We start from the raw sequence: 22,266 nt of genomic DNA on the forward strand, positions 1-22,266 counted from the left end.
TGAGTTGGGCTACGGGCGCGGCCAGCCGGTGAGGGCGGTGCGGACTTCTTTGATCTGTTCGGGCGTGAGACCGTACGGCGCGAAGCGTGCGTCGTTCATGGTGTCGAGGCGGTGTCCGGCTTCCCGGAAGTCTTGGTCGCCGAGACCGGGGTCGTAGGTGCGGCCCAGAGCGAGCAGCCGGGGGAGTGGATAGCGCCGGGTGGCGGCGGCGATGTCGATGAAGTCGCGTGCTTCGGCGCGGGAGGCAGCGGCGGCGACTTTGCTGGCGAGGAGGTCGTCGGGGTGCATGACCGGTCCGACGTCGAGGATGATCGGGCCGCGGGTGTAGGGGAGCTGCGCGAGGGTGAGCTCGGTGCAGCGGTCTTCGAGCGTGACTGCCCACTCGATGTAGTCGAGGTCGAAGCCTTCGAAGAGGTCGGCCAACTCGTTCTGAGCATCGTCGGCGTGGACGGTGTAGCCGGCGGTCTCGAGGGCAGCGCGGACGGCGGTGGCCGCTGCGGGGACGGCTCGTTCGGCCGTCGTGAAGAGGTCGATGTCTTCGGTGGGCCGGTCAACCAGGCCGTGGGCGAGGAGTGCCTGCCCGCCGCCGAGTACGAAGCCGTGCGCTGCGGCGGCTTGCAGCGCGATGCGGGCGACGTCGTGCTGGAAGAGGTCTGGCGGGGTCATGGGGTCAGCGTGCCGGATCGAGCCACCGGGCGCGGGCCCGGCCTCTACGCCGCGCGGGCGCGCAGCTGGGGGTGTCGGCTCTCCCACGCGTGGAGTACACCGGGCGGTAGGAACAGCTCGCCCCACAGCTCCTGGAGCGTGCGGCCGTCGAGCCAGGCTTCCAGCTCGGCTTGCGACCGCGCCTCGGCGAGCACGATCTCGTACATCCAGCGAAGGAGGTCGCGTTGGTCGAGGTCGAAGACGCGATGGGCCTGCCAGAACAGGCGGTGCGGCAGTTCGACCTGGCCGCTGGTCGGCCCGTGGAGCCGGGCCAGGTCATTGGTGACGACCGGTAGACGACCGGGCCGCGCCCACGGCTTCGCGCCGGCGCTCGGGACCCGTCCGCTGTACATACCAGCAGGATAACCCCTGCATGACCGAGTGACGTGACCACGCTCGTGCGCCATGGGGGCGCCGACGGCGCGGATCGCGCCGTCGGGGGAGACGCCTCAGAGGTCGAGAACGATACGGGAACCGCGAACACGCGAGACGCACGGATAGATGACGTCGCGACGGCGGCGCTCCTCGGGCCGCAGCACGTAGTCCCGGTGGTCCGGCACGCCGGCGAGCACGCGGGTTTCGCAGCTCCCGCAGACCCCGTTCGCACAGGAGTAGTCCGTGCCCGGCTCGACGTCCTGCAGCACCGACAGCAGGCTCCGGTCGGCCGGTACCTGCAGGACCCGGCCGGAGCGGCGAAGTTCGGCCTCGAACGGCGTGCCGGGGAGCGTGCTGGCGGCAGAGCTCGCCAGGAACCGCTCCACGTGCAGCACCCCGCGCGGACAGGCGATCGGCATCAGCGCCTCGACCGCGTCGAGCATCGCTTCGGGGCCGCAGCAGTAGACGGCGGTTCCCGCAGGCGCGGCGCGGAGGATCGCCTCCACGTCGGGCCGCGGCTGCTGATCGGCCGGCGAGATCGTGACGTGCTGCGGGTGGGACCGGGCGAGCTGCTCGGCGAACGCCATCGCGGCCAGGGACCGACCCCGGTAGACGAGGTGCCACCGCGCGCCCTCGGTCGCCAGCTGCGCGATCATCGGGAGGAACGGGGCGATACCGATGCCACCAGCGAGGAGGAGATACGACGACGCGCCGACCAGCCGGAAGTGGTTACGAGGCCCGCGGATGCTGATCGTGGCGCCCGGTGCAAGCCGGTGGGCCTCGGCTGATCCATCGCCTCCGCCCGGTTCGCGCAGAACCGCAACACGGTACTTGCTCCGGACGGCCGGGTCACCGCAGAGGGAGTACTGCCGCACGCGGCCGGACGGCAGCACCAGGTCGATGTGCGCGCCGGGCTCCCAGTCGGGCAGCAGGGTCCGGTCAGCCGCCGCGAACTCCAGCGCGACGATGCGGTCGGCGACCGGCTGGACGGCTTGCACTGTTACCGCGATATCGGAGCGTCGTCCCCTGTTCTCCCGGCGGCCCCAGCGCGTCCTGCCGCTGGGCTTGAAGACGGAAAGAATCGTCGCGGTCCACAACATGGTGAGGAACAGCCCCATCGCGCCGACCAGCAGGATTCCGGTCCCACCGGGTTCGGCGGCAGGGTTTGCAGTGCGCGCCGCCAGTACCTCGATCCACTCTCCCTCGAAGGTGGCGAGAACCGGAAGGCTGAGCGCGATCAGCAGCTTGGCCAGCACCCAGCGGTGCCTGATCAGTCCCCAGGGCGTGCCGAGTGAAATCACCACGCCGGTGATGATCGCCAGGAAGACGCTCGGGATCGCCAGCGCGAGGTCGAAGGTGTTCATGAGCCGGTAGACGCTGTGCCGCACGTCGGCCTGGTCCGTGGTCACGCCCACGACGGACAGCGCGAGCATCGCGAGGGAGACGCCCAGCCAGCCGACGCTGATGCCGACGTGCAGGGTCAGCCACACTTTGCGCGAGACCCGCCCCAGCCGCGGGAAGCGCGGCTTGAGACCCACCGTGATCACCGTCGACAGCAGCATCCCGAGCCAGGGCACCTGGTGGGCGAGCAGGAACAGGAACTGCGCGGGGATGAAGAGTAGGTGGAACACGATCAGGATCCGCCGGGCGCGCGCGGCGGATTCCGCGCGGCCGAGCGCAGACCAGCTCCCGAACGACAACACGGCGGCACACGCGTACCCCACAGCCCCGGCGGTCTGGAACAGGGGATGGTGAGCGTCCTGCCGCGCGGCGACGAGAACGGCTGCGACGACCGCGAAGACGCCGAAGACGACCTGAAGAGCACGTGGACTGAGCGATCGGCTGAGCCGTTCCTGGAGGACCATGCGAGCAGCGTCGCCGTCGGTGCCGTGCTGGGGCGTCGGCCGATCTGCGAGAGCTCGTCGTCGGATCCGCCATGATCCGCTGCGTCGCGTACAACTTTCTACTGACGCGCGCGCCGGTGGTGCGCGCCTAACCTGAAGCACGATGAACGCGCACGACCTGCCGCAGGCCACGCCCTGGTACCGCCGCCGGCCCGTGACCGACACGGTTCTGGCGCTGGTCGTCGGGGTACTCACGGCAACCGGTGAATTCGGTACCAACGACTTCTTCGGGCCGACGCTCGTCGGACTCGACGACCGCTTTCCGCCACTGTGGCTCGGCGTACCGCTCGCCGTGGGACTCGGGGTGCTGACCCGATGGCGGCGGCGGCTTCCGGTGGCGCTGCTGACGGGAGCGCTGCTGGCGAACGCACTGGTGTCGGCGCACATTGCGGTCGTCGTCGCGCTGTACACGTTGGCCGAGCGCACCACCGCGTGGCCCAGGGTGGGCGTCGGCACGCTGGCCTCCATCGTCCTGGTGGGAGTCCCGATCTGGCGGTTCGCCGGCGCGGACGGCGCGATCCCGATCAGCACGGCGGTGTGCGTCGCGCCGGCGCTGCTGGGCATGTACGTCGGCACCCGGCACGAACTGGTGGAGCGCATCCGGGAGCGGGCCGAACGCCTTGAGCGCGAGCACCACCAGCGCATCGCTCGGGCCCGGAGCGACGAACGGGCTCAGATCGCCCGCGACATGCACGACGTCGTCACCCATCGGGTCTCGTTGATGGTGCTGCAAGCCACGGCCTTGGAGGTGTCGACAGGCAAGGGCGCGGTCGCGCTCGGACGACAGATTGGAGCGACCGGGCGTGAGGCGCTCGCCGAACTCCGTTCGCTGATGACCGTTCTGCGCAACGCGGACGACGCGCCGCTCGCACCCCAGCCAGGGTTAGCCCAGCTGGACGTCCTTGTGGAGGAGTCTCGGCGGATCGGCATCCCCGTGACCCTCGAGGTGACGGAGGCTGCGGGGCAGCGTCCACCATCGCTCGTGGAACACACGGCCTACCGGTTCGTCCGGGAGGCGCTGACCAACGTGCACAAACACGCGCCCGGAGCACGGACGCGGGTACGCATTGAGCAGAGTCCGCGGCTGCTGCGCCTGTCGGTGCGCAACGGCCGCGGGCAGCCGGTGGTCGATCCTCCGCTGCCGGTCGGCGGTCATGGGCTACTGGGGCTCGCGGAGCGGGTGCGATTGGTCGGTGGCGAGTTCAGCGCGGGCCCCACCGCGGATGGGGGCTTCGAGGTCGTCGCCGAGGTGCCGGTTCGCTGGGATGATACGCGGTGACGTCCCCGACCCGCGCGATCAAGACCCTGATCGCCGACGACGAGTGGATGGTGCGTTCGATGCTGCGCACCATTCTGGAGGCGACACCCGACATCGTGGTGACGGGCGAGGCCTCCGATGGCATCGAAGCCGTCGACCTCGCACAGACGGTGCAGCCCGACGTCGTCCTGATGGACATCCGGATGCCACGCGGCGATGGACTCACGGCGACCGAGCGGTTGGCGCTGCTGGATCCGCCGCCGCGCGTCGTCGTGCTCACCACGTTCGACCTCGACGAATACGTGCATGCCGCGCTGTGCAGCGGCGCCGTGGGGTTCCTGCTGAAGGACGCAACGGCCGGGGACATGCTCGCCGCGGTGCGCAGTGCAGCCCGTGGCGACGCGATGCTCTCCCCGCGCATCACTCGCCGGCTGCTCCGGAAGTTCGCCGAGCCGGCGCCGGACCGGCGCAGCGACGCCGCCCAGCGGCTCGGTGTGCTGACCGACCGGGAACGCGAGGTCCTCGGCGCCGTCGGCGGTGGCCTGTCGAACACGGAGATCGCGGCCACCCTCTACATGAGTGAGGCGACTGCGAAGACCCACGTCAGCCGCATCCTCGCGAAACTGGGCCTCAGCAACCGGGTACAAGCGGCGATCCTCGCACACCGATCCGGCTTGCTCGACTGAGCGCCGACCGAAGGCGGTGGGCAGCCCGATTCGGCGGCGGCCGGCACCGTTGCGCCCGACGTACAGTCGGTCGCGTGGAGGCTCGCAACATCAACCGGAACGGCACCCGCCTGCACGCACTGTGGCGGCCCGGAACCGGTGTTCCCCTGGTGGTCGTCCCCGGAGTCATGACCGACGCGCGCGGATGGCGTCACGTCGTCGCCGCGATCGACCGTCCCGAGCCGGTGCTCGTTCTCAACCGACGCGGGCGGGAACCCAGCGGTCCGCTCGGCCCCGGCTACGGGGTCGAGGTGGAGGTGCTCGATCTGCTGGCCTGGCTGGCGTCGCTCGACGAGCCGGTGCGGCTGTTCGGGTGGAGTTACGGCGGCCTCGTCGCGCTCGAGGCCGCGACGAGAATCGAGACGGTCGAGCACCTGATCGCCTACGAGCCGGTGGTGTCTCCGTTCGGAGCCGCGGCCGTTCCCGCGTTGCGTGCGGCCGTCGCCGCCGGCGACTTGGATCGCGCCGTGGAGGTGGTGAACCTCGACGTCTCGCGGTACTCACCGGAGCACGTCGCGGCGCTGCGCGCCTCGCCGGCCTGGGAGCCCCTGCGCGTGTGGGCCGCGCCGGTGGCTGAGGAGCTCGCAGCGATCAACGCCTTCGCTCCGGACGCGCAGCGATGGGCCCGGCTCACGGTGCCGACCGACCTGGTGATCGGCGAACAAAGCCAGGACGCCGAGCCGTACGGCCTCGCATTCGACGCGGTCGCCGGGATGCTGTCGAGCGCCGCTGTGCACGTCCTGCCCGGCCAGGGCCACCTCGCCCACGTCGACGGGCCGGAGCAGCTGGGGCACCTCGTCAGCCGCATCGTCGCCGACCGGGAAACGACGCCTGCGGAGGCGCGGCCCTGACCGCGGCGCCGGTCCGGTCACCGGACCGTCACGACGAGGTCGGTGCCGGGGTGGCGTCCAGCTTCTGGCAGGCCGGTGCGGCGCCGAAGGCGTCCCGGACCGATTGTCCGGCACCGGTCGTCGTGTCACGCAGCAAGCCGACCAGAGCGGTCACCTCGCGTGCCGCGTCGCTGAGCGCGTTCTTGACGCCCACCAGCGCCGTGCCCATCGCCCTGGCGGAGTTCGCAGCAGCCACCTCGTCGGCAGCAGTTCCGAGTTGGTCGACTTCCATCCGGACGTCGTCGGCCTGCGCGGCCAGCTGCCGCTGAGCTTCCTCCACCTCCGCACCGGCCTCGGGCGGTACGGCGGTGACCGCCGTGTTGAGCGCCGCAGCGGACTGCCGCGTCTCGGCGACGCGGTCGCGGACCTGAGTCCTCGCCTCGTCGAGCGACGCCCGCGATCCAGCCGGGGCGAGCTGAAGCGTCTGCCCCGACCGGACCGACGCCCGCAAGTCTGCCGATGCCGCGCAGACGCCGTCGGCCCAGGCAACGGCTGCGGTCGTGGACGGTTCGGTCTCCGAGGGCGTCGTCGATTCGCCACAGCCGGAGAGGAGCAGAGCGCAGGACGAGACCGTGAGCACCAGTATCGATCGAGTCGAGGCCATACGAGCAGGGTTCGTCGTGGCCCCGCTCACCGCCTCATCCATCGCGAGTGAATGGCGTGCCGGCGCGGACCAGGCGACGCCTCGACCGCGCCGGTCGGCCGGCGAGCCGAGGCGTCCGCCCGGTGGGTGGATCAGTACTTGACCTCGCGGCCGTGCACGGTCAGGGCGTAGATCACCAGGACGTCGAGCGCGATGGCGATCGTGGACCAGACCGGGTACGCGGCGAGGAAGGTGATGTTGGCGACGATGCTCACCGCAGCGATGAGGACTGCGATCGCCTGAGCCCAGGGCTTCCCGAGCAGGATGCCGACGGCGGCCGCGATGGCGACGCATCCGATGATCAGGTGGATCCAGCCCCACACCGTGTAGTCGAGGCTGATCAGCAGGCCGTCCTGAGTGACCAGGTAGTACTCGTCGTTGATCAGCGCGGCCAGCCCTTGGATGATCTGGAACGTGCCGACGATCACCAGCATGATCGAGGCGAAGAAAATCATGCCCACCCACGCGGTCGCCCGGGAGCGCTCCGGCGACGTCGGCGGTGCGGTGGGCGCCACCTGCGGCTGTTGTGTCTCGGACATGCCTATCTCCTTGCTAGATAGGGTCGGAACACGAGCGGAATCGGGATGCATCGTCGCGCCGAGCGAGGAGCGGCGCGCCATCCGCGGGGGATGAACACCGGCTGTCGACGAACGGCGGGCGACCGTCAGGCGCGTCTGGACCCGCGCCGCGAGCCGGGCCAAGTCTTCGTCGAGCACCCGTCCCAGCACCGCGGTGAGCAGCAGGGCGAAGGAGAGTACGTACAGCCAGCCGATGTAGGTGAAGGCCAACCCGATCGTGCCGTAGCGCTCCTCGCTGACCCGCAGCGTGCGCGGCAAGTACAGGCCACCCGCCGGGCGCAGGGCCAGCATCAGGAGCCCGTAGATCACGCCGCCCGCGACGAGCTTGCGTAGCGGCACTCGCCCGGCCAGCAGCACGCGGGGAACGAGGATGGTCAGGGCGCAGTCAGCGAGGAAGAGGGCGGCTCCGGAGGAGACGCGGGGGAACCAGAATCCCTCCGTCACCGCGCCGATGACGCGTGTTCCCACCATCAGCAACGCGAGGGTGAGCACCGTGGCCAGCCAGCGCCAGAGTGCCCGCACACCGTGCGGGGTGCCCGTGACTTCCCACACCGCGGCGTAGGCGCGGGTCAGCGCCCGCGCCAAGCCGGTCGTCGAGAGCAGCACGATGACGCAGCCGGCCACGCCGAACGAGCTGAGCCCGGACTGTCCGAGAGCGTCCCGGAAGAGCTCCTGAGTGGCCGCCGGCAGGTGCACGGTGTCCGACAGTGCTGCCCGGAGCCGCTGTCCGAACAGCGCGCCGAGCATGAGCAGGAGCGGGAAGACCGAGGTGAACGCCTGCGCCGCGAGCGTCATCGACCGGTCGAAGATCTGGACGCGCAGCAGTTCGCCGGCGGTGTGGGCCAACACCTGTCCGATCCGGTGCCCGAGTAGTAGCCCGACACGGGGCCGCAGCCAGGCCGGTACCGGGAACAGATCCGGCGAGATATCGCCGAGAGGTCTGGGAGCGGCGGGGCCGCGATCCTCCGTGGGATCCGGCATGAGCTACCTCGCCTGGCTTGAGGACGAGCGACGGGCGTTGCTCATCGTCGCCTTCGACGGTGGCGACCGGCCCATCCCGTGCGGGTGAGCTGGGTCTGCCCGCCTGCTCATCTGCTGCGGGTGACGACGCACCCGGACGGCAGCGTCGAGACTCGTCCGGTGCGGAAATGGCTGAGGTGGCCGGCGTTCGAACGACGCGACCTACGCAAGAACCTCGTGGCCGGGCTGCCTGGGGCGATCAGCAGCGTGCCCGACAGCATGGCCGCGAGTGTCCTGGCCGGAGTGAACCCCGTCCACGGTTTGTACGCGAGCATCTTCGGCAGGGTCGGCGGAGGCCTTACCGCTAGCTCGCGCCTGATGGTCATCACCACGACCGGCGCAGCGGCGCTGGCCGCGGGATCCGCCGTGGCGGCGGTGCCCGCTGCGGATCGGCCGCGTGCGCTGTTGTTGCTCACCTTGATGGCCGGGGGATTGATGATCCTGGCCGCCGTGGCGAAACTCGGCCGCTACACCAGGTTCGTGCCGCACTCGGTCATGATCGGGTTCCTCTCCGGCGTCTCGGCGAACATCTTCTTCGGCCAGCTCCCGGATCTGGTGGGCGCCGAGGCCACCGGGCCCTTCGCGCTGGCCAAGGCGTGGGATCTGCTGTTGCACCCCTCCCGGATCACGTCCGGCGCGCTGCTGGCCGGGCTGTTCGCCCTCGGAGTGTTGGTGGCCCTGCGCCGCACCAGGATGGCCGCGTTCTCCACGCTGGTCGCTCTGGTCGTCCCCAGCGTCGTCGTCGCGGTCCTCGGGGCGGATAGCGTGCCCCTGGCCGGTGACGGCGGTGCGATCCCGAGCGGCCTGCCGACACCGACGCTGCCGCGCCTGTCGGATTTCTCGTTCAGTCTGCTCGCCGGCGCGTTCGCGGTCGCGGCGGTGGTCCTGGTTCAGGGCGCCGGGGTCAGTGAGGCCGCGCCCAACCCGGACAAGAGTCGATCGGACGCCAACCGGGATTTCCTGGCGCAGGGCGTCGGCAACATCCTCGCCGGACTGTTCCGCGGGCAGCCCGTCGGCGGGTCGGTCGGCCAGACGGCGGTGAACGTGGCGGCCGGAGCGACCGGCCGCTCCGCCGCCATCTTCTCGGGCCTATGGATGGCGGTGCTGCTGCTGCTCTTCTCCGGGCTGGTCAGCTCGGTAGTGACGTCCTCGCTCGCCGCGGTGCTGATCTTCGCGGCGATCGGCTCCTTCCGGATCGACGACGTGCGCGCGATCCTGCGCACCGGCCGCATCTCCCAGATCGCCGTGGTCACGACGTTTCTCGCGACGCTGTTCCTACCGGTGGCGGCCGCTGTCGGCATCGGGGTGGCACTGTCGCTGATCCTGCAGCTCAACCAGGAGGCCCTGGACCTGAAGGTGGTGGAGCTGACCCCCCGGGACGACGGTGCATTCTTGGAGCAGCCGTGTGCCCCCCGGCTGGAGTCGCGCCAGGTCGTACTCCTGGATGTGTACGGAAGCTTGTTCTACGCCGGGGCCCGGACACTCCAAGCCCGGCTTCCCGATCCGGCCGACGCCGAGCACCCGGTGGTGGTGCTGCGGCTGCGCGGGCGGGCGCTGCTGGGGGCGACGGCCTTCGCCGTTCTGACCGACTACGCCGAGCGGCTGGCCGACGCGGGCGGACGGCTCTACCTGAGCGGGGTGGATCCCGCGGTCCTGCGGCAGATGCGGAGAATGCGGACCGTCGAGCAGGTGCCGGGTGTTCGGGCCTTCGAGGCCAGCGACGTGGTCGGCGAGTCGAGCCTGGCGGGCTATCACGCCGCCAAACGCTGGCTCGAGTCGGTGAGCTGAACCTCGGGCAGGGTGTGGGCGGGCCCCGTTCGCGGGTCAGAGGATGCCGCGTTGGCGGGCGATCGCGACCGCCTCACTGCGCCGGGCGGCGCCCAGCTTGCGGTAGATGGCTCTCAGGTGGGCCTTCACGGTGTTGACCGAGACGCCGAGAAGCCCAGCGATCTCCGCGGCGCTCAACATCGTGGGCAAGTAGCGCAGGACTTCGATCTCCCGCTCGCTCAGGCCCTGGGCGATCGCCATGTCGGCGGAGACCCCGGTGCCCGCCCGCACTTCGCTGATGATCTGATCGAGGAACGGCGTCTCGCCGCCGAGCAGTCGCAACCGCTGCATGATCGCGTCGAGGCGGCTGTCGGCCATCGTGAAAAAGGGACGGCGAATCCCTTCGCGTGCGGCCAAGGCGACCGTGTCGCGGAGCTGGTCGACCGCCTGCATAGCGTGTCCACGCGCGTCGGCGACGATGGCACCGAGCACACCGGCCTCCACGGTGGCGACGGTCTGGGTCAGCGTGGTCGGGCTGTACCGCAGCAGTTCCTCGGCGCGCCGCAGGTCGTGGGCGGCGAATGCGAACCGGGCGCGGGCCACTCGGTGGGCGAAGTCGAGTGTGGCGTCCGGAGCGAGCGTGATGTCTGCCCGGTGGGGCTGCTCGGACCCGCCGGAGGCGAGGTCCACCTCGGCTTCGATCAGCGACATCCAGCGGTCCAGCGTGGGGGCGTGCAGTCGAGGGCTGCGTTCACGACGGGCCTCGTCGAGGAAGAGGCGTGCTCGGGTCGGCTCCCTGCGGGTCACCGCCAGCCTGGCCTCGATGCCGAGCGCAACGAGCCGCTGTGCGGCTTCCGGGTTGCCGTGGTGGGCATGGGTGCCCTGACGCAGTGCCTCTTGGGCGGCGTCGAGGTCGTGACGCTCCAGCTCGACGAGTGCTTGGGCGAAGTGGGCGGCCACCGTCTGCAGTGAGTATCGCCAGCCCCTCCGCTCGGCCAGGGTGCGGACGCCGGTGGCGAGTTGGGCGGCCTCGTCGGCCGAACCACAGAAGATCTGCAGCAGCGCCAGGTGGCCGGTGGCGTTCATCTCGGTCAATTCCAGGTCCGCCGTGCGCGCTGCGCTGGCGGCAGCTCGGAGGTCGCGGGCTGCGGCCTCCGGTCGGCCGGTCCACAGCAGTGCGAGACCCCGGTGATTGAGGGCGACGGCGCGTTGCTGGGTGGCGACCAGGCCGTCGGCCGACGCGTCGGCGGCGAGCAGGTCAAGCAGCTGGGTGCTGACCGCGATGACCGCCCGCATGTTCCCGACGGCACGTTCGGCCAGCATCTCCGGGGTCAACAGCATGAGCTCGGTGGGGCGGCGAGTGGCGGTGTCACCCCGCTGCCCGAGCATCTCCCGGGCGCGAGCGATACGTGCCGGGATGGCCTCGTAGTTGCCGGCCTGGAAGAGCAGCACCACGCTGCAGAAGATCAGCTCCGGCGTCGACGAGCTCTGGTCCGGCGGCACTCGTTGGAGGATCTTGAGGAACGCGTCTTGCTGCGGGGAGAGGATGAGTGGGGCGCCCTGGGTGGCGACGAGCTGTCCGACGTAGGGCCAATCCTGAGCGGCGAGGGAATGGTCCAACGCCTCCAGGACCGAGTTGTTCGCGGCGTACCACCGGGCGGCCCGGCGGTGCAGTTCGGCCACCGCCGCGGGGTCCTCCAGCGACAGCCGGTGCCTCAGCGCGTCGCGCATCAGGTGGTGGTAGCGGAACCACAGCGGTTTGGCGCCGAGCCGAACGACGAAGTCGTTGCTGTGTTCCAGCTGTTCGAGCGTGCGTTGTCCGTCGTGTCGCGCCGTGATCGCGTTGGCGAGGCCGGCACAGAGCCGCTCGCAGATGCTCGTCTGCAGCAGGAACCGGCGTTCGTTCGCGGGCCAGTTGGCCAGGACCTCGTTGGTCAGGTAGTCGTCGATGCTGCGGATGTCCCCGGCGAGGTCGGCGATCGAGCGCCCGCCGTTGCCGTCGGCGAGGAAACCGGCACCGAGCTGTAGCCCGGCCGCCCACCCTTCGGTCCGCTCGAGCAGTTGTCCTACCTCGGCCGCGGCCAGCTCGAGCCCGTGCCCGTGCGCCAGGGCGGCGGCCTCCTCATCGGTGAACATCAGGTCGTCCGCTCGGATCTCGGCGACCTGGCCCTCCGCACGGAGGCGTTGCACGGCCAGTGCGGGTAGCTGCCGACTGATGAGGACGAGGCGCAGCGGCGTCGGTGGCCGCCGGAGCAGATCGTTCATCTCCTGCAGCACCCGCGGATCGTCGATCTCGTGGAAGTCGTCGAGGACCAGCACTGTCTTGTTCGACAGCTGCCCGAACCCGGAGCTCAACAGCCGGCCGCGTTCCCGCTCGTCCGTGGGGACGGACCGTAACTCGGCGAGTGCGTGGTTCGGCGGGACGATGCCGGCGGCATCGAGTGCCGCGAGGACGTACCCCCAGAAGCGCTGCGGGTCGTTGTCGTGCTTGTCCAGGCTGAGCCAGGCGACCGGAGCGGTCCGCGTGCGTGCCCAGGTCGAGACCAGCATGGTCTTGCCCCAGCCGGCACCCGCACAGACCAGCGTCACCGGGTTCTGCACCCCGGCATCGAGCAGGCTGAACAAGCGCCGACGATCGACACCGGGACGAAGTCTCCGCGGGGGCGCTGTCTTGGCGACGACCAACACGGGAAGCGCGCCCGGATCGACGGGCTGCCCGAGGGCCGTCACGGAGTCCGACCGGCGCGTCGTATCTGGATCACGGCGATCCACGCCGCAAAGGCACTGCCGGCGGCGAGTGCCCCCAGAGCGGGCCCGTAGTCGCCGTACCGGGTGAAGGAGAACGCCATGAGCAGTGGGCTCAGGAACCCGGCGATTCCGGCGATCGCACAAGTCACCCCGGTGACCAGGCCAATCATCGTCGGCGGCACGGTCGCGGCGATCTGGGCGATGACGGTGGTGTTGACGATGCCGAGGCCGACCGCCAGAACGGGCAGGGTACCGGCCAGCGTCAGGGCCAACGGCGGGGTGAACGCCTGCACCGCCGTGGCGACGGCGAGAACGATCATCGCGGCGGCGAGGGGCCGTGCCGGCGTCAGCCGATCCGCCAGCCACCCGCCGACGGGCCGGGTGAACACCGAGACGAGCACGAACACCGCCAGCACGTCACCGGCCCGAGCCGCACCGAGGCGGTAGGTGTTGACCAGGTAGAGCGGCAGGGTGGCGGAGAACGTCGCGAACAGGGCGAGGCTGACCGTGTACCAGAGGGTCGCCTGTCGGGTGATCGGCAGCCGCAGCACCGCGGCGACCCTGATTCGCGCCGCTCCCGCGCGCGGTGTCTGCGCCGGCGCGTTGCGCGCAGCCGCGCCCGCGACCAGCGCGAACACGCCAAGAGCGGCGGCGGTGACCAGATAGGGCGCGGCCATGCCGTACTCCTGGGTCAGCCGGACCGCGGTGAACCCGCCGATCGCGTTACCGCACAGGCCGGCGCCGACCGCACCGATAGCGAGGCCCCGATGAGCGTCGGGGAACCAGGCACTGACGAACGGCACCCCGACGGTGAGCATGGTGCCCGCGACGCCCAGCAGCGTCGCACCGATCAGCAGACCCCCCACCGATCGAGTTCCGAACGTGGCGAGCACCAGCAACGCGACGATCGTCGCGCCGGTCACCAACACGAAAACCAGCCGACCACCGAACCGATCGGTCAGCGCGCCGACCGGTACCCGCCCCAGCGTGCCCACGACCACGGGTAACGACACCGCGAGGGCCTGCTGCATCGGAGTCAGCCCGAGAGCGTCGTCCAGCAGCGGCGCCAGCGGCGCCATCAACGCCCATGCCCAGGAGGCGAGCACGTACCCCAGGACCGCGACGGCGAGCATCGCGCGACGGTCCGGCCGCCTCGTCGGTGCGGTCACGGTACGAGCCACTGCCATCACGGCACCCCCGGTGTCCCCAGCGGACTATTCCAGGCATGCTTGCAGCGATCAATGGCATTGTCTGGCTACGGCCTCAGTGTCTGGGTGTCGCCGTCTTCAGTCGAAAACGGTCGACCAGTCGTCTTTCATGCTGACGACCGTCCAGCCGAGCCGGTCGGCCTCGTCGAAGGCTTCCTCGGCACCCGCCGCGTAGGCGAACTCCCGATCCTTGTCGTCGTGCCGGACGAGCAGACGCAGGAACGGCTTGTCCGCATGCTGGGTGAAGTGCAGCATCGGGACGTCGCCGTTCGAGTTGCCTGCGGCGAGCAGCGGTCGACGGCCGGTTCGATTCCAGATCCGCACGGGCTTCTCGTCGCCGTCGTCCAGGTAGTCGGCCTCCGGACGGCGGATGATCGTGCCGCCGCTCTCGTCGCCGCGGTAGGCCAGCGCGACGGCGCTGCCGATGACCCGCTCCCGGGAGATGCCGTACACCTCCTGGCTGATCGGCCGCATGAAGTCCCGTCCGCCGCCGGACACGATGTAGTTGGCGAAGCCGTGGGCGGAGAGGTAGTCGAGCAGCTCGACCATCGGCGTGTAGCCGCAGCGCAGGTAGGCCCGGCCCAGCGTCGGGTGCTCCGCGGTACGCAGGAACTCGCCGGCTCCGGCCTCGAACTCCTCCACGGAGATCCCACCGTGGGCAGCCAGGATGCCGCCGGCGATCACGTTGGCGTTGCGGTCGTCGCCGGCGTAGTGCTCGACCAGCGCCGCGTCGAGCCATCCGTAGTCGCGTTCGTACGCCGACTTCCACGGTTGCCGGTCCCGTAACGCCGGATCGGCCTCGGCCATCTCGACGAATCGACGCAGGATGAAGTCGAGCTGGATCGGCAGTGGTTTCTCGCACCACAGTGTTCCGTCGTTGTCGAACACGGCCACGCGTTCTTCCACCGGCACCTCGGAGGAGGCGCGCCGGACGAACTCGACGATGCTGCGCTTCGCGTCGCCCTCGCGCCAGCTGGGGAGCGCCGGTCGATCTTCAGGAATGGAGGTCACCGGTCCACCATCGGCCGGCACGTGGTGCGCGGCCTCATCCCGCACGAGTGATCGCAGCGCACGGCACTTCGGCTCGCGGCGGCCAGGGACTCCGGTCCTCGGAACCTTCATCCACGCCGGATGAGGCGGCCGGAGGAGTGCCCATCGTTCACTCGCCAGGAACGGTACTGATCTGTCCACGACGTGGAGGCCAACGATGCCGACAGACCGGCCCAACATTCTCGTCATCTGGGGTGACGACATCGGGATCGCCAACCTGAGCTGCTACACCGATGGGCTGATGGGCTACCGCACGCCGAACATCGACCGCATCGCCGCCGAGGGCGCCCGCTTCACCGACTACTACGGCGAGCAGAGCTGCACCGCGGGACGCGCCGCCTTCATCTGCGGCCAGAACCCGATCCGTACCGGCCTCACCAAGGTGGGCATGCCGGGCGCGACCGTCGGACTGCAGCCGGAGGACCCGACGATCGCGACCGCGCTCAAAGCACACGGCTACGCGACCGGCCAGTTCGGCAAGAACCACCTCGGCGACCGCGACGAGCACCTGCCGACGGCGCACGGGTTCGACGAGTTCTTCGGGAACCTCTACCACCTCAACGCGGAGGAGGAGCCCGAGCTCGAGGACTACCCGACGCCGGAGGAGATGCCCGACTTCCACAAGCGGTTCGGTCCGCGCGGGGTCATTCACTCCTGGGCGGAGAAGGACGGCACGCAGCGGATCGAGGACACCGGTCCGCTGACCAAGAAGCGGATGGAGACCGTCGACGAGGAGTTCCTCGCGGCCGCGTCCGGCTTCATCCGGGACAAGGCCACCGCCGAAGAGCCGTTCTTCATGTGGTTCAACTCCACCCACATGCACTTCCGCACCCACGTCAAGCCCGAGAGCAGGGGCCAGGCGGGGCGGTGGCAGTCCGACTACCACGACGCGATGGTCGACCACGACAAGCTCGTCGGCGAACTGCTGGGGCTGCTCGACGAGCTCGGCATCGCCGAGAACACCATCGTCGTCTACTCCACCGACAACGGTCCGCACATGAACACGTGGCCGGACGGCGGCATGACGCCGTTCCGCGGGGAGAAGAACTCCAACTGGGAGGGCGCCTACCGGGTACCCGCTGTGGTGCGGTGGCCGGGACGGATCACCCCGGGCACCGTGTTCAACGGGATGGTCAGCCACGCCGACTGGTTCCCGACGCTGCTGGCCGCCGCCGGCGTGCCGGACATCGTCGATCAGCTGAAGGCCGGCGTGGAGCTGAACGGCACCCGGTTCAAGGTGTGCCTCGACGGCCACGATCAGACGGCGTACCTCACCGGGGAAGCCGAGGAGAGCCCACGCCGGCACTTCTTCTACGTCTCCGACGACGGCGACCTGACCGCGGTGCGGTTCGCACACTGGAAGCTGGTCTTCATGGAGCAGCGGGCCCCCGGAACGCTGCGGGTGTGGGCCGAGCCGTTCACCCCACTGCGGGTGCCGAAGATCTTCAACCTGCGCACCGACCCGTACGAGCGGGCCGACATCACCTCGAACACCTACTACGACTGGGTGCTCGACCACGCATGGATCGTGGTGCCGATGCAGTCGTACGTGTTCAACATGCTTCAGAGCTTCGCCGAGTTCCCGCGGAGGCAGGAGCCGGCCAGCTTCAGCCTCGAGCAGGTACTGGCGAAGTTGCAGACCGGGATCGGCAGCGCGTGACCGAGGCGACCTTTTCGCTCGGTCATCGACCCCAGCCGGCGGACGACATGGTCTGGGTCCCCGGGGGCACCTTCCGGATGGGATCCGACGAGCACGGGCCGGAGGAGGCTCCGGCCCGCTCGGTACAGGTGGACGGGGTCTGGGTCTGCCGGACCACGGTGACGAACGCGGCTTTCACCGCGTTCGTCACCGCGACCGGCTACCGGACGGTCGCCGAGCGGCCGCTGGACCCGGCCGACTTCCCCGGCGCTCCGCCGGAGAACCTGGTGGCGGGGTCCATGGTGTTCGTCGGCACGGCGGGCCCCGTCGATCTGCGCCACCTCAGCCAGTGGTGGGCGTGGGTTCCGGGCGCCTGCTGGCGGCGTCCGGAGGGTCCGGGCAGCAATCTCGACGGCCGGGCGCACCATCCGGTGGTGCACGTGGCCTACGAGGACGCCGCGGCGTATGCGGCGTGGATCGGGCTCGCGCTGCCCACCGAGGCGCAGTGGGAGCACGCGGCGCGCGGCGGCCTCGACGGGGCGCCCTACACCTGGGGCGACGCCCCCGAGACGCCGCAGCAGCGCCGGGCCAACTACTGGCACGGCGACTTCCCCTGGCGGGCCGAGCCGGGCTACGGGGCGACCACGCCGGTCGGCTCGTTCCCGGCGAACGGCTACGGCCTGGCCGACATGGCTGGCAACGTCTGGGAGTGGACGCAGGACTGGTACGCCGAGCGCCGTTGGGTGGACCTGTCACCCTGTTGCGCGCCTCGTGACCCCCGTGGCGGGAAGCGGGAGCAGAGCTACGACCCCGCACAGCCACAGATCAGGATCCCCCGCAAAGTCATCAAGGGCGGCTCCTTCCTCTGTGCGGACAGCTACTGCCTGCGGTACCGGCCGGCGGCGCGGCGGCCCCACATGATCGACACTGGAATGAGCCACATCGGCTTCCGCTGCGTGTCGCGGGCCGCGCACTGAGATTCGCCGGGCCCGCGAACTCCGTCGCAGCCACCCGGGAGCGCTGAGGCTTTCATCCACGCCGGGTGAGGCGAGGCGGACCGCTGGGCAGGACGCTCGGCCGGTAGCTTCCCTGCATCTCGGAGGACCACATGACCGGTATGAATGCGCCGATGACCCCCGCGCCGCGGCCGGCCGTGAACGCCGGCTTGCTCTGGGGCGGCGGCGCCGCGACCGCTGCGGTCGCGGCGCTGATCGCGATCGTCGGCATCCTGGTCGGCCGCGGATTGTTCGACGTGGCCGTGCTGGCCCCCGAGGAGAACGGCGTCTGGGGTGACGCGTCCACCGGCTGGTACGCCGTGATGGCTGCGCTGGCCGCCCTGGTCGCGACCGGGATCGCCCACGTGCTGCTGCTCACCACGCCACGACCGATGAGCTTTTTCGGGTGGGTGGTGGGGCTGGCGACGGTGGCCGCCATGCTCGCGCCCTTCGTGACCGACGCGAGCCTCGGCTCGCGGCTGTACACGGCCGGGCTGAACTTCGTTCTCGGCCTCGCGATCGGGTCGCTGGTCGCCGGGACGGCGAGGAGCGCGGTCGTGCGAGCCCCGGCGCGTCCGGCACCGGGGCAGGCTCCTTACGGATATCGCTGATCGGCGGGCGGGCCGGCGCACAGCGGTGCGCCGGCCCCCGTATCGGTGACTGCCCGTACGGAGACCGGCGCGGAATCTAGGAGGCCAGGATCCGGGCCTTCTGCTGCTCCACCTCAGCGTCGGTGAGCACGCCCTGCGCCTTCAGCTCGCCGAGCTGCTTGAGCTGCTCCAGTTTCGCCGACATGGCGTCCGGCGGCGGGGTGGGCTGCGGTGCCGGCTGTGGGGGCGGCGGCGGAGCGTAGTACGGCTGCTGCTGGGGCTGTGCGTACTGCTGCTGCGGCGCCGGCTGCTGCGCCGCCGCCTGCTGCGACCACCGGCCGGCCTGCCGCCGGGAGACGCGGTTGGACACAGTGGTCGCGGTGCCGGCGACCACCGCGGTACGGGCAATGCCACGAAGTAGACCCGGCATCAGACTCCCCTTCCTCCCGCGACGGCCGCGCGTTCGGCGTCCGCCTCGATGTCGTCCAGCGTCGCCAGCAGTTGCTGGACCGGGATACGGCCACCCGCGACGAGGCGGGCGCCGGAACGGCGCAACGCGACGGCGAGCGGCGCCGCCCACAGGTTCTCGTAGACCAGGATCGCGGCCGCCGCGCCCGGCTCCAGGATCTCGCCGGCCTCGCGCAGGTCGTCGCCGCCGAGCATGCCCGACGACGCGCCCTGGAACACCCCCAGCCCGCTGAACTCGACGGCGCTCTCGTCCAGTGCGATGACCGTGCCGTCGACGTTCTTGCGGACGAACATGATGTCGAGGATCCGGACGATTCCCCGGTCCACCAGGTCGACCAGGAGCGGCAGCGCAGTGCCGTCGAGGCTGCCCTGGGGGAACTCGATGCAGAGGTAGTCGACCGGACCCATCTCCTGCAGGTCGTCAGCCATCGGTTGGTCTCCTGCCCATGGTTTCTCCTCGGATTCGTCGTGGACGGTGCCGGCCGGGGCGGGGGCAACGCCGGACGAAGTCCAGCGTGCGCTGTCGGGGGAGGGTCAACGTCATCCGCCGGGGATGAACGGCGGGCCGCGGCAGCGCTCGCGCACGGCACAGCCGTCGCAGGGCGTTCATCCCTACCGGATGAGGCGACGGTGGCGGTTGCCGTGGAAGGTCGGCGGGACTTGGCGAGCACCTCAGTGGGGTGCGGCCACCTGGTGCGGAGGAAGAGACATGACAGCGACTCCCTCGCCCGCGACCTCACCCGGCGGGCAGCCGACAGCCGGGCAGCCGACAGCGGCGGACCAGAGCCTCGCCCCGGAGCCGCACCACGACGGGGACACCAGGCCGCCCGGGGCCGTGCCCGACGACGACGAGCTGGTAAGGCTCCGCGCCGAGGTGGCTGCGTTGCGCGAGCGTCTCGCCGCCCCGCCCCGGCAACGAACCGGAATCACGACGGCGCGTCGCTTCGTCGCCGCGACCCTGGTGGTGATCGCCGCATTCGCGCTCGTCACCAGCGTCGTCGGGCTCTGGGCGGCGCGGACCACGCTGGAGACCGACCGCTGGGTCGCCACGGTCGCGCCGCTGCCGCAGGACCCGAAGGTGTCGGCGGCCGTCGCCGAGTACGCCACGACCGAGTTGTTCCGGGTGCTCGACGTCGACCAGCGACTGCGCGAGGTGCTGCCGCCGCAGGCCGGGTTCGTGGTCGGACCGCTCACCGGCCAGATGCGTGAGCAGGTCCGCCGGACCGTCGACACCGTCCTGACGAGCGACCGGTTCCAGGCCATCTGGGTCGGGCTGAACCAGGAGCTCCACCAGCGTCTGCTCGCGGTGATCGAGGGGGAAAGCGACCTGATCACCGCGCGCGACGACCGCATCCAGATCAACCTGTTGCCGCTGATCAACCAGGTACTGCGAGAGCTCAGCGCCGAGCTGCCCACCCTGTTCGGCAAGCAGATCAGCCTTCCCGACCTGAGTAGCGGCGAGATCCCAGCGAACCTGCGGGCCCGCGTGGAGTCGGCCCTCGGCGTCGCCCTCCCGGCGAACTTCGCCCAGTTCACCGTCTACGACGCCGGTCAGCTCCAGGCGGCCCAGGAGGCGGTGGCGACCGCGAAGCGGGACCTGGCGATCTTCGTCGGTGCCACCATCGTGCTGCTGCTCGCGGCGTTCGCCATCTCGCCGCTGCGCCGGCGCACCGCGGTCCAACTCGGTATCTGGCTCGTCATCGCGGCGGTGGCGATCACCGCGATCCTGCGCGCGATCCGACGGCAGGTCCTGGCCGAGGTGCCGGACGGTGTGTATCGCGACGGCGTGGACGCCGCTCTGACCACCGTGCTCAGTTCGCTCCGGGAGCGTGGGACGCAGCTGATCTGGATCGGGATCGCGCTCGCGCTGATCGCCTACCTGGTCGGGCCGGGAGTGCTCCCGGTCTGGCTGCGCCGACAGGTGCGCCGCGGCGCGGCGGGCGGCGTGCGCTGGACCCGGACCGGAGCCGGTGCGCTGGCCACCCGAGGGCCGGGCTTCGTCGTGCGCTACCTCGACCCGCTGCGCATCGTCGGCTTGGTGGTGGCCGGCATCCTCGCGCTGGTGTTCTCGTCGTGGACCGCCCTGCTGATCATCCTGGTCGTGCTGGTCGCGTACGAGGTGACGGTCACCCTCATCGGCCGCGGGCAGCAGGAGCGCCTCGCCTGACCGCGTCAGCGCGCTGAGCCGCGTGGCGGGGGAGACTCCGTCGGGGCGAGCGGCTCGGCCGGCCGACCGCCTGCCAGCAGTCTGTTCAGCCAGGAGGCGGACGGATCGATGTCGATCAGCAGTCCTTTGGCGAGCAGGCTCAGCGGGATCGCGAGCAGCGCGCCCAGCGGGCCGAGCATCCAGGCCCAGACCACCAGGGACAGGAACGACACGGTCGCGGACAGACCGACCGCATCGCCGACCACCTTCGGCTGAATCAGCGACTGGATGACGAAGTTGACGGCGCAGTAGAGCAGGATCACCGTCACCATCAGGTCGGCGCCGCCCTCCAGCAGGCCCAGCAACGCCGGCGGAACCAGGCCGATCACGAAGCCGACGTTGGGTACGTAGTTCGTGATGAACGCGAGAAGGCCCCACAGCACGGGTAGCGGTACGCCCAGCGCCCACAGCATCAGGGTGTCGATGATGGCGACGATCAGTCCGAAGACCGTCGAGACCAGCAAGTACCTTCGCGTGCCGTGAGCGAACGTACGGAGCGCGCTCACCACCTGGGGGCGCTCGGCGATGGCGGAATGCAGCCGGGCCGGGAAGTGCACCGCGTCGACGCACAGGAAGAACAGCACCGCGAGCAAGAACACCCCGTTCGAGAGGACGCCCGCGAGGCTTCCGGCTACCGTCCCCACCAGTCCCGCCAGAGCGGTGGGATTGACGCCTGCGACCGCGTCGCGGATCTGCTCGGTGCTGACGCCCAAGCCGCTCAACCCCTCAACCATGTCTTCGCGCAGCGTGGCGAATCTGGCGGCGTACTCCGGCAGCAGATCGATCAACTGGGCTGCCGAGACGATCAAAGCGCCGCCGAGGCCGATGAGGATGAGATAACTCGCGACGATGGTGGCGGTGATCGCCAGCCAGACCGGGGTCCCGTGCCGGCGCAGCCACTGGGTCAGTGGGCTCACGGTGATGGTGAGCATCAGCGCGAGAAAGACCGGTGCGACGATGTCGGCGACTCCGCGTACGCCCGCGACGACGACCACCGCGCAGGCCGTTCCCAACAGGACTACGACGCCGCGCGGTAGTCCGGTGGGCGGGCTGGGGACCGGGGGTCCGTTACCGCGGCTGTCCGGCCACGGCGCGAACCGCTTCCGACCCGGCACCGGCCGCGGCCGTCTCCGCGGCCGGACCCAGCCGGGCCTGGCTTCCGACGTCCCTGTCACGGCCGCACGCGATCCGGGTCGACTGACGCGGCCGATTCGAGGCTCAGGCAGAGCACTTCGACTCCGGATCCGTCCAGGCGGGCGAGGAGGCGATCCAGGTCGTCCTCGGTCAGCCGACCGCGGATGGTGCTCTGCCGGGGCAGGGCGCGGCAGCGCACGTCGCCGAGGGCGAGCCGCAGCACCGGACCGAGGAGGCCGCGTACCCGGACTTCGTAGCGCGCGTGCATGGCGTGTCTCCCTGTCTGCCGGCGGCCCGGTCTCCCGGCGGAGTGCGTCCCCGAGACTGCCCGCGGCTGCGGCGCGCGACCTCACCCGACAGGAA

General features: G+C 70.5%; 20 protein-coding genes. 8 read left to right on the plus strand and 12 right to left on the minus strand.

The window, feature by feature from the left end; genetic code table 11:
* Window positions 1-9: 9 nt before the first annotated feature.
* The 3 genes from ABEB28_RS04965 to ABEB28_RS04975 form a co-directional block, all read right to left on the minus strand.
* A complete protein-coding gene (locus ABEB28_RS04965; protein WP_345726766.1) occupies window positions 10-666 on the minus strand; it encodes a nucleotidyl transferase AbiEii/AbiGii toxin family protein in 657 nt (218 codons plus the stop codon).
* A 44-nt stretch (window positions 667-710) separates the two neighbouring features.
* The gene (locus ABEB28_RS04970) at window positions 711-1,058 is read right to left on the minus strand and encodes a hypothetical protein (protein ID WP_345726767.1); all 348 of its coding nucleotides are present in this window, start codon (window positions 1,056-1,058) and stop codon (window positions 711-713) included.
* 96 nt (window positions 1,059-1,154) lie between these two features.
* The gene (locus tag ABEB28_RS04975) at window positions 1,155-2,945 is read right to left on the minus strand and encodes a PDR/VanB family oxidoreductase (RefSeq protein WP_345726768.1); all 1,791 of its coding nucleotides are present in this window, start codon (window positions 2,943-2,945) and stop codon (window positions 1,155-1,157) included.
* A 142-nt stretch (window positions 2,946-3,087) separates the two neighbouring features.
* Between ABEB28_RS04975 and ABEB28_RS04980 the strand changes: the two genes are divergently transcribed.
* From ABEB28_RS04980 to ABEB28_RS04990, 3 genes are all read left to right on the plus strand, one after another.
* Window positions 3,088-4,263: a sensor histidine kinase gene (locus ABEB28_RS04980; protein WP_345726769.1), complete on the plus strand. Its 1,176-nt coding sequence runs from the start codon at window positions 3,088-3,090 to the stop codon at window positions 4,261-4,263.
* A complete protein-coding gene (locus tag ABEB28_RS04985; protein ID WP_345726770.1) occupies window positions 4,260-4,928 on the plus strand; it encodes a response regulator in 669 nt (222 codons plus the stop codon). Before ABEB28_RS04980 ends, ABEB28_RS04985 begins: the two co-directional genes overlap by 4 nt.
* Window positions 4,929-5,002: 74 nt before the next feature.
* Window positions 5,003-5,818, plus strand: a complete 816-nt coding sequence (locus tag ABEB28_RS04990; protein WP_345726771.1) for an alpha/beta fold hydrolase — start codon at window positions 5,003-5,005, stop codon at window positions 5,816-5,818.
* A gap of 28 nt (window positions 5,819-5,846) precedes the next feature.
* On the opposite strand, the gene ABEB28_RS04995 is transcribed toward ABEB28_RS04990, so the two are convergent.
* Together ABEB28_RS04995 and ABEB28_RS05000 are read right to left on the minus strand one after the other, a co-directional pair.
* The gene (locus ABEB28_RS04995; protein WP_345726772.1) at window positions 5,847-6,461 is read right to left on the minus strand and encodes a hypothetical protein; all 615 of its coding nucleotides are present in this window, start codon (window positions 6,459-6,461) and stop codon (window positions 5,847-5,849) included.
* Between the two features lie 131 nt (window positions 6,462-6,592).
* Entirely contained in the window at window positions 6,593-8,059 is a 1,467-nt protein-coding gene (locus ABEB28_RS05000) for a DUF7144 family membrane protein (RefSeq protein WP_345726773.1), read from the minus strand.
* Between the two features lie 84 nt (window positions 8,060-8,143).
* On the opposite strand from ABEB28_RS05000, the gene ABEB28_RS05005 reads away from it, so the two are divergent.
* A complete protein-coding gene (locus ABEB28_RS05005) occupies window positions 8,144-9,886 on the plus strand; it encodes a SulP family inorganic anion transporter (RefSeq protein ID WP_345726774.1) in 1,743 nt (580 codons plus the stop codon).
* A gap of 36 nt (window positions 9,887-9,922) precedes the next feature.
* On the opposite strand, the gene ABEB28_RS05010 is transcribed toward ABEB28_RS05005, so the two are convergent.
* The 3 genes from ABEB28_RS05010 to ABEB28_RS05020 all read right to left on the minus strand — a co-directional run bounded on the left by ABEB28_RS05010 (window position 9,923) and on the right by ABEB28_RS05020 (window position 14,832).
* The gene (locus ABEB28_RS05010; protein ID WP_345726775.1) at window positions 9,923-12,490 is read right to left on the minus strand and encodes a winged helix-turn-helix domain-containing protein; all 2,568 of its coding nucleotides are present in this window, start codon (window positions 12,488-12,490) and stop codon (window positions 9,923-9,925) included.
* Window positions 12,491-12,591: 101 nt separating this feature from the next.
* Complete coding sequence (locus ABEB28_RS05015; protein ID WP_345726776.1) at window positions 12,592-13,800, minus strand: MFS transporter; 1,209 nt, start codon at window positions 13,798-13,800, stop codon at window positions 12,592-12,594.
* A 99-nt stretch (window positions 13,801-13,899) separates the two neighbouring features.
* Window positions 13,900-14,832, minus strand: coding sequence for an HAD family hydrolase (locus ABEB28_RS05020; RefSeq protein ID WP_345726777.1), 933 nt, complete (start codon window positions 14,830-14,832; stop codon window positions 13,900-13,902).
* Between the two features lie 196 nt (window positions 14,833-15,028).
* Here ABEB28_RS05020 and ABEB28_RS05025 point away from each other — a divergent pair, with 196 nt between their 5' ends.
* The 3 genes from ABEB28_RS05025 to ABEB28_RS05035 all read left to right on the plus strand — a co-directional run bounded on the left by ABEB28_RS05025 (window position 15,029) and on the right by ABEB28_RS05035 (window position 18,116).
* Entirely contained in the window at window positions 15,029-16,531 is a 1,503-nt protein-coding gene (locus tag ABEB28_RS05025; RefSeq protein WP_345726778.1) for an arylsulfatase, read from the plus strand.
* 47 nt (window positions 16,532-16,578) lie between these two features.
* Window positions 16,579-17,487 carry a formylglycine-generating enzyme family protein gene (locus tag ABEB28_RS05030; protein ID WP_345727048.1) on the plus strand — a complete coding sequence of 303 codons (909 nt, stop codon included), beginning with the start codon at window positions 16,579-16,581 and terminating at the stop codon, window positions 17,485-17,487.
* Window positions 17,488-17,618: 131 nt separating this feature from the next.
* Window positions 17,619-18,116, plus strand: coding sequence for a DUF6069 family protein (locus tag ABEB28_RS05035; protein ID WP_345726779.1), 498 nt, complete (start codon window positions 17,619-17,621; stop codon window positions 18,114-18,116).
* Between the two features lie 76 nt (window positions 18,117-18,192).
* Here the strand turns inward: ABEB28_RS05035 and ABEB28_RS05040 are convergent, their stop codons facing one another.
* Entirely contained in the window at window positions 18,193-18,525 is a 333-nt protein-coding gene (locus tag ABEB28_RS05040) for an SHOCT domain-containing protein (RefSeq protein ID WP_345726780.1), read from the minus strand.
* Window positions 18,525-18,992, minus strand: coding sequence for a DUF6325 family protein (locus ABEB28_RS05045; RefSeq protein WP_345726781.1), 468 nt, complete (start codon window positions 18,990-18,992; stop codon window positions 18,525-18,527). The genes ABEB28_RS05040 and ABEB28_RS05045 overlap by 1 nt, the downstream gene beginning before the upstream one ends.
* A 280-nt stretch (window positions 18,993-19,272) precedes the next feature.
* Between ABEB28_RS05045 and ABEB28_RS05050 the strand changes: the two genes are divergently transcribed.
* Entirely contained in the window at window positions 19,273-20,730 is a 1,458-nt protein-coding gene (locus ABEB28_RS05050) for a hypothetical protein (protein WP_345726782.1), read from the plus strand.
* 5 nt (window positions 20,731-20,735) lie between these two features.
* On the opposite strand, the gene ABEB28_RS05055 is transcribed toward ABEB28_RS05050, so the two are convergent.
* Complete coding sequence (locus ABEB28_RS05055; RefSeq protein WP_345726783.1) at window positions 20,736-21,884, minus strand: AI-2E family transporter; 1,149 nt, start codon at window positions 21,882-21,884, stop codon at window positions 20,736-20,738.
* A gap of 56 nt (window positions 21,885-21,940) precedes the next feature.
* Window positions 21,941-22,171, minus strand: a complete 231-nt coding sequence (locus ABEB28_RS05060; protein ID WP_345726784.1) for a hypothetical protein — start codon at window positions 22,169-22,171, stop codon at window positions 21,941-21,943.
* Between the last annotated feature and the right edge of the window lie 95 nt (window positions 22,172-22,266).

It is taken from the genome of Cryptosporangium minutisporangium (assembly GCF_039536245.1).
Taxonomy (GTDB): Bacteria; Actinomycetota; Actinomycetes; order Mycobacteriales; family Cryptosporangiaceae; genus Cryptosporangium; species Cryptosporangium minutisporangium.